11 protein-coding genes are annotated in these 12,829 nt (G+C 42.3%); 4 read left to right on the top strand and 7 right to left on the bottom strand.

Annotated elements, in window-relative coordinates:
• Nucleotides 1–78 precede the first annotated feature (78 nt).
• Complete coding sequence (gene recN, locus LEP1GSC194_RS08210) at nt 79–1,785, bottom strand: DNA repair protein RecN (RefSeq protein WP_020773152.1); 1,707 nt, start codon at nt 1,783–1,785, stop codon at nt 79–81.
• Between the two features lie 534 nt (nt 1,786–2,319).
• On the opposite strand from recN, the gene LEP1GSC194_RS08205 reads away from it, so the two are divergent.
• The 3 genes from LEP1GSC194_RS08205 to LEP1GSC194_RS08195 all read left to right on the top strand — a co-directional run bounded on the left by LEP1GSC194_RS08205 (nt 2,320) and on the right by LEP1GSC194_RS08195 (nt 4,261).
• Complete coding sequence (locus LEP1GSC194_RS08205) at nt 2,320–3,024, top strand: hypothetical protein (RefSeq protein ID WP_020773108.1); 705 nt, start codon at nt 2,320–2,322, stop codon at nt 3,022–3,024.
• The gene (locus LEP1GSC194_RS08200; RefSeq protein WP_020773103.1) at nt 3,014–3,784 is read left to right on the top strand and encodes an SDR family oxidoreductase; all 771 of its coding nucleotides are present in this window, start codon (nt 3,014–3,016) and stop codon (nt 3,782–3,784) included. The genes LEP1GSC194_RS08205 and LEP1GSC194_RS08200 overlap by 11 nt, the downstream gene beginning before the upstream one ends.
• Before the next feature lie 177 nt (nt 3,785–3,961).
• A complete protein-coding gene (locus LEP1GSC194_RS08195; protein ID WP_000031888.1) occupies nt 3,962–4,261 on the top strand; it encodes an ArsR/SmtB family transcription factor in 300 nt (99 codons plus the stop codon).
• Nucleotides 4,262–4,275: 14 nt separating this feature from the next.
• Here LEP1GSC194_RS08195 and rfaD read toward each other — a convergent pair whose 3' ends face one another.
• The 6 genes from rfaD to LEP1GSC194_RS08165 all read right to left on the bottom strand — a co-directional run bounded on the left by rfaD (nt 4,276) and on the right by LEP1GSC194_RS08165 (nt 11,511).
• A complete protein-coding gene (gene rfaD, locus LEP1GSC194_RS08190; RefSeq protein ID WP_020773134.1) occupies nt 4,276–5,247 on the bottom strand; it encodes an ADP-glyceromanno-heptose 6-epimerase in 972 nt (323 codons plus the stop codon).
• A gap of 14 nt (nt 5,248–5,261) precedes the next feature.
• Nucleotides 5,262–7,019, bottom strand: a complete 1,758-nt coding sequence (locus tag LEP1GSC194_RS08185; protein ID WP_020773150.1) for a UbiD family decarboxylase — start codon at nt 7,017–7,019, stop codon at nt 5,262–5,264.
• A gap of 4 nt (nt 7,020–7,023) precedes the next feature.
• Nucleotides 7,024–8,142, bottom strand: coding sequence for an A/G-specific adenine glycosylase (gene mutY / locus LEP1GSC194_RS08180; protein WP_020773145.1), 1,119 nt, complete (start codon nt 8,140–8,142; stop codon nt 7,024–7,026).
• Nucleotides 8,143–8,430: 288 nt separating this feature from the next.
• The gene (gene ychF, locus LEP1GSC194_RS08175) at nt 8,431–9,528 is read right to left on the bottom strand and encodes a redox-regulated ATPase YchF (protein WP_020773128.1); all 1,098 of its coding nucleotides are present in this window, start codon (nt 9,526–9,528) and stop codon (nt 8,431–8,433) included.
• 44 nt (nt 9,529–9,572) lie between these two features.
• Nucleotides 9,573–10,862 (bottom strand): hypothetical protein, encoded by a 1,290-nt coding sequence (locus LEP1GSC194_RS08170; RefSeq protein ID WP_020773097.1) that lies wholly within the window; start codon nt 10,860–10,862, stop codon nt 9,573–9,575.
• 7 nt (nt 10,863–10,869) lie between these two features.
• Nucleotides 10,870–11,511 (bottom strand): ferritin family protein, encoded by a 642-nt coding sequence (locus LEP1GSC194_RS08165; protein ID WP_017810022.1) that lies wholly within the window; start codon nt 11,509–11,511, stop codon nt 10,870–10,872.
• 105 nt (nt 11,512–11,616) lie between these two features.
• On the opposite strand from LEP1GSC194_RS08165, the gene LEP1GSC194_RS08160 reads away from it, so the two are divergent.
• A complete protein-coding gene (locus tag LEP1GSC194_RS08160; RefSeq protein ID WP_036041786.1) occupies nt 11,617–12,516 on the top strand; it encodes a 4-hydroxybenzoate octaprenyltransferase in 900 nt (299 codons plus the stop codon).
• Nucleotides 12,517–12,829: the final 313 nt, after the last annotated feature.

The following is a 12,829-nucleotide window of genomic DNA, read 5'->3' as shown; positions in this document are numbered from 1 at the left end:
ACTCTCTTGTAGCTGCCAAACAGTTTTCTAATTCGCGTACCTCCTTTTTATAGGGAATCCAAATCGGGAAATCGGCAACTAGACCGCCTGTTTTTTCAGCAGTTCTTTCGCGTGTTCAAGAGCGCCTTTTGAAACTCTCTGACCCGAAATCATTCTTGCAAGTTCCAAGGTTCTTTCCTCTAAACTCAAAAATTCCGCTTTCGAAAAAGTACGTCCGCCTTCCACCGATTTTGTGATTTTCAAATGATCATTCGCTGCCGACGCAATCTGCTGCAAATGTGTGATTAAAATCAATTGATGATTGGCGGCAAGGTTTCTGAGCTTGCGAGCCACATCCATTGCAATCTCCCCGCCTAAACCGGAATCGATTTCGTCAAAGATCAAAACCCTTAGGTTGGATTGCCCTCCCAAAATAGAACGAATCGCAAGCATCACTCTAGACACCTCTCCGCCGGAAGCGATCTTACGAAGCGGTCTCGGCTTTTCACCCGGATTCGGGCTGAAATAAAATTCGAGCTGATCCAGCCCCGATTCGTTTACGATATAACTTTTACCGGAAGATGAAATTTCCCCTTCCGGACTCGTCTCCCAACGCAGTACTACTTGAACTGCGGCTCCCGGCATACCGAGCTGTTCCAGTTCGGACTTGAGAGAGGACTCGAAACGAATGAGAGATTCCCTTCTCGCTTTGGAAAGTTGAATCGAAAGAGAAGCAAGTCTGGAAGTTACCTTTTCGATTTCCACTTCCATCGATTCCTTATTCTTGGAATTTTTTTCCATCGCTTCCAATTCCTGTTCCGCTTTGTTTTTGCATTCCAGAATTGCAGTTAAATCCGAACCGTATTTCTTTTTCATTTTGGAAATCAGATCCAAACGAGACTGAACGAACTGAAGCCTATCCGGAGAAAAGAAAACCTCTTCCTTTTCGTCCAAAACGGACGAATTGATTTCTTTGAGTTGAATATAAATTTCCTGCAAAGAATCCAAGGTTTTCGAAAAATCCGGTTGGATAGATTTGATTTTTTCGGCAGCGCCGAGGAGTTTCGGAAACGAAGGAAGAATCGCAGACTCGCTGTCCGCCAGATACGAAGATAGAATTTCATAATTCTCCGCAAGAAGTTCGCCGTGAGTCAAAAGATTTTCCTCTTGAATCAGTCCTTCCTCCTCTCCTTCCTTAAGATCGGCCTCTTTGATTTCCCGAATTTGAAAGGTAAGAAACTCGATCCGTTTGGATTTTTCTTCCTCATTCTTACGCAATTCCTCCAGACGTTTTTTCAAACTTCTGTAAGTGAGAAAACATTCCTTCACTTCGTTTCTCAGAGGAACAAGACCTGCGTGAAGATCGATGATATCCAATTGTTCGCCTCGATCCAAAAGAAGTATCTGATCGTTCTGATTGTGAACTTCGGCGAGCAATTCCCCCAAACCCCGAAGAGTGGTCGAAGAAGCCAGCGATTGATTGATCAGAATCCGAGACTTTCCATCTCTGCCACATTCCCGATGAAGCGTAAGTTCTTTCGAATCGAAAGGAAAACCCTTCTCTTTCAACCATTCCAGTGCGACGGGATTTTTAGAAAGATCGAACACTCCTTCCAACACATAACGGGGCGCCCCGGTTCGAATTTCCATAGGACTGCTTTTCCCGCCTAACAAAGACGAAATCACATCCAAAATGAGGGACTTTCCGGCTCCCGTCTCTCCTGTAATCACCGTCATTCCTTTTTGAAAATCGATACAGGCTTCTTCAATCAGGGCAAAATCTCTTATATTCAGGGTCTTAAGCATACTTACCTCGAAACACTTAACAAATTATACCCTTCATATAATTACTATACAAATGATTGCAATCATTTTTTCTCGAAAACGATTTTTTTGTATCTCTCAAGATTGGTTTACTTCCGTAACCATGAATTTTAGAAATTCTCCTTTGCTCTCGCACCGAAAACAAAATTGAAATTACGCGTTCGATCTACGGAATATACGGGCTTTCAAAAGATAAAGGTTCCCTTCTTATAAGTTTGAATCCGACAAAATTTCAAATTCAAATATGAAGAATTTAGAATACGAACTTTTGTGATTCTCTGAGAAAAATCTGCCGACCATAGGTTATGAGTCCGACAGCCCTTAGGTTTTAAGAAAAGGAAGTTTAGATCCTCCAGTTTTAAGAATAGAAGAAAGAATCGGCCCTATTTTAGAGGATTTACCGATTTTTAGAATATCTTAATTCTGGAATTTGATTGATTCCATCTCTTTGTTATCGAAACTGACAGGGAAATTTTGTAGCGTTCGGTTTTTTTATACTAGGGGATTTTAAGAAATATGGCAAAAAGTTTTCAAGACTTAGATCAAAAGCTGACGGAACTCATCCAAACGCGCTCCCAAATCACGCTGCAATCTTCCCGGATGAACTCCAAACTGGAACATTACGTCCTGAAGATCATCACGGAGATTTTGACCAAGGTCGGTCAGACCCGTTACATCGAAATGTTATATACGATTACGAAAGAAATGTCCATCAACGGAGTTAAGGCGAATCAAAAGAGAGTCTTTTTCGAAGACGAAGGTTTGGATATTCGAAATCCTGAACATTACGAAAAAGGAATCACCGCTTTTAAAGCGAAGTTCTCGGAGAAAATGGTGGATGAATATGGCAAGAGATGTCTTGCCCGTGGAATTTCAGTAAAATTAAACATTACGTATACAAATGAAGGACTCGCGGTGGAAGTCACGAACAATACTCCGGTAATCCAAGAAGAGGAGGAAAGGTTGCGGGAGAAAATGAAAAAGGCGATGGCATACAATGATATCGCGGAGTTCTACATGGATAATATGGACAATACCGAAGGAGCGGGACTTGGAATCGCACTCATTATGATTTTATTAAAAAGTGAGAATATAGATCCTCAACTTTTCAGAATCATGACTCGGGAACACGAAACCATTTCGAGGGTGGAGATTCCGTTTTCGGAAAATTATATCAGCTTAAGAAGCAAAGAACAAAAGGAAAACAATCTTGAACATTAAGGGTAAAACAGTACTCGTTACCGGTTCCGCAGGCGGACTTGGAAAAGCGATGGCGGAACATTTCGCCAAAAAAGGGGCAAAAATTGTTCTTTCGGACATATCTGAAGAAAAACTGAAAGAAGCGGAAAAAGACATCAAACTTTTAGGAGCGGAAGTTTTTTCTTACAAGGCGGACGTATCCAAAGAAGAAGATGCAGAAAAACTTATGCAGTCTGCCGTAAAACATTTCGGAAGTTTAGACGTTGCCGTATTGAACGCCGGGATTTTAAGGGACGGATTGTTGGTAAAAACGGATAAGGAAACCGGTAAAGTCGTTTCCAAAATGTCTTTGGCAAATTGGCAATCGGTCATAGACGTTAATCTTACCGGAGTATTCTTAACCGGAAGAGAGGCTGCCATTCAAATGATAGAATGCAAAAGTAAAGGTGTGATCATTCCGATCGCGTCCGTTGCGATGCACGGAAATCCGGGGCAGACAAATTATTCGGCGGCAAAGGCGGGAGTTGCCTCAATGACAAAACTATGGGCAAAAGAATTAAGTAGATACGGCATTCGTGTGGCAGGTATTGCTCCCGGATTTATAAAAACAGAAATGGTAATGAAGGACATGAATCCCGAAGCATTAAAAAAATGGGAAGCACTTATACCGATCGGTAGATTAGGAGAACCTTATGAGATTGCCCTCTCCGCCGAATTCATTGTTAACAACGATTTAGTGTCCGGAGTAGTATTAGAAATATCAGGTGGAGTAAAAATTTAATCGGAAATCATTTTTTGCAAGAAAAGAACTTTACATTAAGATAAAATTGTAATAAAATAGACCGTAATTTACCGAATTGAGATTTACTAGTTTACTAAAATTGAATAAACTTGATTCGGTATTTTGGTCTAAAAAGAGAAAGCATCCTCTTTTAGAAATATAAATAAGAGTAAAACAATGTCTAAAGAAAAATCAGCATTAAAGAAAAACCAATTAGAATCGGCAATTCGCGGAATTAAGGGGATCGCTCACCCTGACCGTTTGCAGATTCTTTTCTTCCTCTCTCAAAAAGAACACAGCGTAGGCGAACTTGTGGATTTACTGGGAATCAGCCAATCAGCGGCTTCTCAACACCTTAGTAAAATGAAAATCAACGGAATTCTTTCCAGCAGAAAAGAATCCAATCAAGTTTTCTACTATTTGAAAGACGGAAAATATAAGGATCTGATCCGTACGATCGTTAAAATCTACGGTTAATCCTTAAAAATCGGTTATGTGCCCTCTTCTTCGTCGAGGAGGGTTACATACTCCCTCACCGCTTCCTCTAACCGAGTAAATCCTTCCGAATAACCTGTTTTTATAAGTTTGGTCGTATCGGCACAAGTGTAATATTGGTATTTAGCCCTTAGAGTTTCGGGCATTTCAATATACTCGATATTTTTAGGAAGTTTTAAAGTATCGAAGATTGCGGAAACCAAATCGTTCCAGGTTTCGGGAATTCCTCTTCCGAGGTTATAGATCCCGCCGTAACCGCCAAACGCCAAATAGGCGGTGATCTTTGCGGCGTCCTTGACGTATAAAAAATCCCTTTTTTGTTCCCCGTCCTTGTAGGACGATTTATAGGATTTAAAAAGACGAATTTTTCCTTCCTTTCGGATCTGTTCGTATCCTTTGAGAACTACGCTCCTCATATCTCCCTTATGTCCTTCTCCGTATCCGAATACATTGAAGTATTTGATTCCGGTGATTCTATTTAAAAAACCGTGTTTTTGAGCGTAGAGGTCGAACATATGTTTCGAATATCCGTACATATTCAAGGGTTTGAGAAAATCGATGGAAGTCTTATCGTCGTATCCGTTTACTCCGTCTCCGTATGTCGCGGCCGAAGAGGCGTATACGAATCGAATTCCGTTTTTAAGGGATTCGTTCGCAAGAAGCTTAGTATATTCGAAGTTATTTTCGATCAGATAAGAAGCGTCGGTTTCGGTCGTGGAGGAGCAGGCCCCCAGGTGAAACAAAATATCATAATCTTTTAATAAAGAAGAACGAATCGCACAGTCCAAAAAATTTCCTTTTTCAAGGTAATCGGAATACTTTTTTCCGATCAAATTTTTCCATTTGGAGGAAGTTCCCAAATGATCCACCACAAGAATATCATCTATCCCCTGAGCGTTGAGTTCTTGAATGAGATTGGATCCGATGAGACCTGCTCCACCGGTAACAATACATCTTTTTTTCGCCATAGAATTCAAATTTCCTAAAGAGAGTCTATCAGTCCACCAAATCTATCGTCCACTTTTCGAATCGTCCTTGCGTCGGCTTCCGTCAAAGGAGGATACCAGGTTTTCATCCTACAATCGATCACGATCGGAGGAAAAAACGCCGGATGATTTCGGATCAATTTCGTATCCGCGTAGATGTCTGCGGCCGGTTCGAAACGGGTAAAAATCGACCAAATGAAATCGTGATCGGAACGAGTTGCGTCCTCTCCATCGTCCACGATAAAAACGAACAAAAAGTCCCGAATCGCTTTTTCTTTCAAAAGTTTTGCGGGAATTCCGTCTTTGGTTTTATATTGGCGTCCGGTAACGACTAAAACTCCTGGATAAGGAACCTTCGGATCCTTAAAGGAAGAATCAAGGAACTTTCCTTGGAAGCGGATTTTCAAATCGTTCTTTTTTTTGCCGGAACCCAAAAACACCGCCTTACTTCCCTTGTTTACCTCCGGCCCGGTATAATCGAGAGTATCCTGGGAAATATTTGCAAAAATATGAAGGTCTGTAATCGGATTCATTCTTTCTAATACCCTAATAAACGTTTCTCTAAAATCTTTTAGATCCACGTTTTGATCCGTTACGAGTAATACCTTTGTGAGAGACAGCTGTCCTTCTCCTAAAATTCGAAGCGCACCCGTAAACGCCTCTCCTTCGTATCTTTCCTGGACGATCGCAGCCGCAAGAGAATGTACACCCGATTCTTCGTAAGCCCATACCCCGCGTACTGCGGGCATCACGACGGGAAACATAGGAGATAAAAGATCTTGTAGATATTCCGCGATCCAATGATCTTCCTGTGGCGGACGACCGACTACGGTCGCGGGCCAGATCGCGTTCTTACGATGATAAATTCGGTTTACTTGAACGATCGGATAGTCGTGTTTTAACGCGTAGTATCCGTAATGGTCCCCGAACGGACCTTCCGGTTTTCGAATTTTGGGAGGAATCACTCCTTGAATCAAAAAATCCGCGTCCGCCACGATCGGCAGAGGGGAAATATTCGGATCTTTTTTGATCCTCAACTTTTCACCTAACAAGAGTGAGGCGAGAATCAATTCGCTGATTTCCTCCGGAAGCGGCGCGACTGCGGCAATCGTCAAACCCGGAGGGCCACCCGTGTAGATATGCACCGGAAGGGAGCGACCTTCCTTTTCGGCTTCGTGGTAATGATTTCCCCCGCCCCTGTGGATTTGAATATGCATTCCGGTCTCCATCGGACCATGAATTTGAATCCGGTACATTCCCAGATTTCCTTTTCCGGTTTGGGGACTTTCCGTATAAACCAGGGGAAGGGTAACAAAATTTCCACCGTCCTTCGGCCAGGATTTGATCGTCGGAAGTTCATGCAAAGAATCTAATGTGTTTTCCAGAACGGATGCCGTGTTTACTTTTTTGAGCCCGATCCGAAGGGCCTGAAACGCGATATTTCGTAATTCCCAAATTTTAGCCGGAGTCGGAGGAAGAATATGCCGTATCGTAGTTGCAATTTTTTGCACAAACTTGATCGGGTCCTCTCCGAAGGCGATTTTCATTCTTTTTTCGGACCCGTAGAGATTGGTGGCGACGCTAAAACGGGAACCTTTTACGTTTTTAAAAAGAATCGCCGGGCCTCTTTTGGAAACGACCCTTCTTTGAATTTCAGCCAATTCTAATATTGGATCCACTTCTTCCTCTATGACAAGCAACTCTTTTTGTCTTTGTAATTCCATTACGAATGCGCCGGTGGACCTGATTTTCATAATATTATAATATTCCCACCGGAAGTTCCGGTTGTTTTTTGTTTTTATTTCTGAGTTTGCCGAGTTTTCCGGATATGGAGGATGGAAATTCCTCCTTGAGCGACGATTCTTCCACCCATTTGAATTCTATGTCTTTTTTCTTTTGTAGGATTTTTTCGATTCGAGAAACGTTTCTTTCGTCGAGTTCGCTGAACTTCAATTGAATCCTATGGTTGGTGATCGAGTGTTTTGCCCGGAAGGAATTTTGCACCAGTCGAGAGTCGGAAAAGATTTCTTCCACCCATTCATCCTTTTCGTAGGGATGTTTTCCCTCCAAGCGAAACGGCAACGAATAGATCGTCTTAAAAAATCTTCGAGTTGTATATTTAACCAAAAGAATTCGGCCTTCCGATTTCAAAAAAAGAAAATTGAGATCCAGATCCACCCAATTCTCCACCGATTTAGACGCGGGAATTTCTCTTTCCTTTCCGGCGGCTCTTGCTTCACAACGATTTTCTAATGGACACGCGGAGCAGTTCGGAACCGGAACGCAGACAAGCGCGCCCAATTCCATCATCGCTTCGTTATGATCTGCGGGCGACTCGGGTGTTAAAAACTCTTGAGCTAAGTTTCCCAGGGTTTGATTGGTGGAACTTGAATTAGGGTCGGATTCGATCAGAAATAATCTTGATAAAACGCGTTTAACGTTTCCGTCCAAAACGGCATGATGTTTTCCGTAGGCGATTGATAGAACGGCGGACGCGGTATAACTTCCCACTCCCGGAATCGAAAGAGCCTCTTCGTAATTTTCCGGAAAACGACCTTCGTATTTTTCAACGAGAAGACTCGCGCCCTTCTTTAAATTTCGCGCCCTTGAATAATACCCGAGCCCTTTCCAGTATCTCATAACTTCCTCTTCCGACGCCTCTTGCAGCGCTTTCGGGTCCGGAAATCTTTTTAAGAATGTTTCGTATATCGGAAGCATCGCGGTGACACGAGTCTGCTGAAGCATGATTTCGCTCACCCAAATTCGATAGGCGTTTTTATTGATTCGAAACGGAAGGTCTCTTTTGTTTTTCTGAAACCAAAAAAGCAGATTCGTTCTAAGTTCGGAGAGAAGTTGGAAGTTTGTTATTGATTTCACTGTCGTAAAGAAAATCGATTTCTTTACATGGAATGAGACACGGAGCGAAGGTAAATCCTGTTTTCACCCGAGACTTGAATTTTCATTCAAAATTCTTTCGGTTCACAATGCGGAGCTTTACGATTCGCTATTCAAACTTGTTTTTTTGATCGTAAAACGGCAATCCTCTCCCGTTTGATCTTAGAGAAATTTCAAGTTTTTTGCCGAAGATTTGTCGGAGTTTAGATTGCTCTGAAGAAACTCAACGCAGAGTTTTTCACGATAGAAATTCACATCGCCTCCGTTTTTTCAAGCGTTGATCCGGAAGTAAATCACGTCCCCGTCCTGAACGATATATTCCTTTCCTTCAATTCTGAGTTTCCCCTCTTCTTTTACCTTCGCCTGGGTTCCCGCTCTATTCAAGTCTTCGTAACTCATAACCTCGGCTCGGATAAATCCTTTCTCAAAATCGGAATGAATCACTGCTGCGGCCTTGGGTCCCGTACTGCCAACAGGAGTCGTCCAGGCTCTCACTTCCACTTCACCGGCGGTAAAAAACGTGATCAAACCCAGAAGTTTATATGCGGTTTTGATCATACGATCTAGGCCGCTTTCAGTCTCTCCGATCTCTTTTAAAAAGTCGAGTTGTTCGTTTCGATCCAGGCCGGAAATTTCCTCTTCAAAACGACCGCATAGAATCACGAGTTCCGCGTTTTCTTCCTTTGCCATTTGTCTGATTTGTTGAAGCAAAGGAGTGTCTTTTTTGGCCGCATCCTTATCCGCAATATTTGCGACATACATCACCGGTTTGTAGGTAATCAATTGAAAGGACTTCGCAATTTTTTTTTCGTCGTCTTTTAAATCCGCGAGTCTCGCCGGTTTTCCCGCTTTTAAAAGGTCCAAGATCTTTTCAAGAACGCCCGCCGTTTCCTGCGCTTCCTTGTTTCCGTTCTTCGCATTTTTAGCGGCTCTTTGGTATTGTTTATCGGCGCTGTCCAAGTCCGCAAAAATCAATTCCATATTTACTACGGCCGCGTCGTCGACGGGATTCACTTTACCGTGAACGTGGGTAACATTCTCGTCTTCGAAAGCGCGCACAACGTGACAGATCGCGTCCACTTCTCGGATATGGGAAAGAAATTTATTTCCAAGTCCTTCTCCCTGACTCGCACCCTTGACGAGACCGGCTATATCCACAAATTCAATGATAGCGGGAACGATCTTTTGAGGTTTTGCGATTTCAGCGAGTCGATCCAGTCTTAAATCCGGAACTTCCACGATTCCCTTGTTGGGTTCGATGGTGCAAAACGGATAGTTTTCCATCTGCGCGCCCGCTTTGGTAAGGGCGTTAAAAATAGTGGATTTACCTACGTTGGGAAGGCCGACGATGCCGCAATTCAAACTCATGACGCCAGATTTTCCGGGGAACGTCTATGCGAAAAGTAAAATCGTCATTCCAGTTCCCAGGATTTCCCGGAACCGTCGCTATTGAGAGAAAAACTTTCTTGTTTGAGTCGAATGAGTCGATTCCCTCGAAAGAAAAAATTTAAGACGGAAACTTCGTTTGGAATCCGAGAAGATGCGCAGCCCGTATAATAAATCCCATCGTCGAATCTTAAATCTTGGGAAGAATCCAAGAGTCGGATGAAAGTTATGTCTTTCGTTTTTTCGGAAAGACTTGAGCTCCATTCTTCTGCGGTTTTGTCTCCGGCTAAGAATAGAATTCTTTCTCCGTTCCAGGGAAATTCGATCGGATTCGTGTTGGTAGAAAACCAGAACTTCAAAGAATCAAAGATCAATTCAAAAGAATCATTTCGGATTTTGTCGTTTGAAGTAGTCGGTCGTGCCGAAGTAGTCTGCGATGTCTCCTGTGGTTTCGAAGATTCAACTTTTTTTTCGGAACTCTCGCTCGTTGCAGTTCGTCTAGAGGAAGATTCTACTTTTTTCTTCGAATCATTTATGGTAGAAGTTGATTTCGTTTTCTTCTCGGAATCTTTTTTGATGGAAGTACGTTCTTTCCCCGTACTTTTCTTTTTTTTCTGAGAACGTTCGGATGATTTTGTTTTCTTTATATCCGATTTCGAGCCGGAGCTCTCCGTTTGAGAAATATCCTTCGAAACGGATTCTTGTTTTGTTTTTTCCTTTTGGGAGGAATCCGACTCGGTCGTATTCGATTCAACAATTCCTTTTTGTTCGGTTTTTTTCACACTGGAAGGATTTTCGAAATCACTTTCTTTCGTTTCATTCAAAAAACGTTGTTTAGATTTTTTTAATTTTCCGGTTTTGGATTTTCGATTCTTATTTTTTTTAAAAAAAGATTTCACATTCTTATCAGATTGTACGGCTTCTTTTTTTTCAGCGAGAAAACCGATCCAAGGGAGAACGCCGTTTGTCGAAGTCGGTAAATTCTCCGATACGGTTTTTGGAAAGATATAAAGATCGTAACCGTTTTGCGCGGCCAGGTTCAATTGTTCTCCGGGAAGCTCGGAGGAAAAAGATCCGTATCCGACGAAAAACGCCGTTCCGTTTTCCTGAACGCGTTTGTTCTTGAGTCTTTTGAAAAATAAGGAAGTGGATTTGTAATAACGGGGTTTATCCGCTCCGGAAGGAGGTTCACAAACGAACACGAGGCTCACCGGGCGATCGTTGAGACCGCCCGTTTCCGAAAATACATTCTGAAAACAGAATATGCAAAAAAATAGGGAAATTATGAAACTTTGTTTGAGGAAGGTTCGAAACATCTTCGGATCAGCTTAATCCGACGGATTTCAAAAGGGAATGTTCGAACTTCAGATAATTCTTCTCTTCCTTTTCCTGAAAGAACGCATAACGCGTTTCGTATTCGGGATCCTCCCGATGGAGCGCACTTTGCATTTCCGCAAGATGAGATTCTTCTTCTTTAAGAATCGCTTTCAGACTGACCGGAATTCCGTTTTCTTCCAAAATCCGATCGTATTCTTGATATAGAAAATCGGCTCTTTCTTCGATGAGGTGCGTAACATAGAGGTACGAAAGAAAGGATTGTTTTTTGCCTCTAAACGCGGTCAGGTTTTTCAAAACCATTCCGTCCAGTCTTTGAAAGTATAAGAAAGCGGAAAAACCGCAGTGTAAATTTTCGGTTTGATAATCCGGACAAGAGCCGGGAGAAACTCGTTCGCTCATCCGTTTGAAAAAATGGGCGTGTCTTGCTTCTTCCGACGCGTGCCTGAGAATCATCTCTCCCATCTCGAAACCGCTTTGGGTTGCGAGAATTTTTCGGGAACCGATATGTTCCAAAAAGGAAATCGTGTTTAACCACCGGGAATGTTGCCCGTGGTTTTGAATGATTTTTTTTAAAAAAGAGCGAATCGCTTCTGCCGGTGTGGAAGTTTTTGTCAAAGTTACGATCATAAACATATCCTTTGGGGAAGGCGGAAAAAATCATCGCTTTTTAAGCTTTTAGTTTGATTTTATGTAGGAAAAGAAATCTGGAATTTTAAAAATCTCATTCGATTTATGAATACCACCTTAACATCTCTCAAGCAGTACGGAAGTCTCATCAAGTTTTCGCATACATTGTTCGCTCTTCCTTTTGCGGGGATCGCGTTCGTTCTTGCGTTCTTAAAAACATACGGAAAATCCGTTCCGGATTGGACGATTCTTTCGATCCTTATCTTGGTTTCCATGGTGCTCGCAAGATCCGCGGCGATGGGTTTCAATCGAATCGTCGATACGGACATCGACGCAAAAAACAAACGAACTAAGGAACGTGAAATCCCGGCGGGAAAAATTTCAAAACGTTCGGCGATTCTTTTTGTGGTTCTTTCCTCTCTCGGATTTTTTATCGTGAGTTGGTTTATCAATCCGTTAGCCTGGCGTCTTTCTTTTCCGACTTTGACGATTCTTTTGGGCTATTCTTTGTCGAAAAGATTCACATGGCTCTGTCATTTTATATTAGGTTTTTCGATCGGACTGGCGCCGCTTGCAACTTGGGTCGCGATTCGGGAAGAAATCGTTCTCGAACCTTTGCTTTGGACGATCGGACTCGCATTGAACTTGGCGGGATTCGATATTCTTTACGCGCTTCAGGATCGTGAGTTCGATCAAAGGGAAGGACTTTATTCGATTCCCGCAAGGTTCGGAAAAAAGAATTCACTTAGAATTGCGATTTTCAGCCATGTTCTTTGTATTGGATTTTTGTTCGCAGCGGGAATCATTTCGAATCTGGGACCGGTCTTTTTGATTTTCTTAGCCGCTACCGGAATTCTTCTATTACAAGAACATAAAATTGTAAGGAATTCGGGGGATGATTTTTTCCCTCCGAAATTTTACCGGATCCATTCGTTCATTTCCTTAATCCTATTCGGCGGGCTTTTATTGGATCGGATTTTTTACCTTGTGATTCTCGGAGATTGAGAGTTCTGTTTTCGTTTTCAAAAGACGTTAGACGCGTTCAACGAACTGAGACGAACGAAAGCCGCAAAGCGAGAAACTCAATGTTTCTCCCTATAGATCACAACATAATAATCTCTTTCGCATTGGTTATACCGAACTCGCGTTAAACCTAAAACCCCGTAAGTGCGAAGCCAAAAAAATTCGGAGAAATCGTTTCCGAATAAAAAACATTTGCCTTAATTTCGCGTTCGCACGAAATTCAAGTTCCAAAGATATAAAATCGGTCGAATTGACGATTTACGAAAATAACCGATTTGAAAATCGAAACGTTTAC

The sequence above is a fragment of the Leptospira alstonii serovar Sichuan str. 79601 genome (assembly GCF_000347175.1).
Lineage (GTDB): Bacteria > Spirochaetota > Leptospiria > Leptospirales > Leptospiraceae > Leptospira > Leptospira alstonii.
Note: the sequence above shows the minus strand (reverse complement) of the source record. Positions and strands in the feature narration are given on the sequence as shown.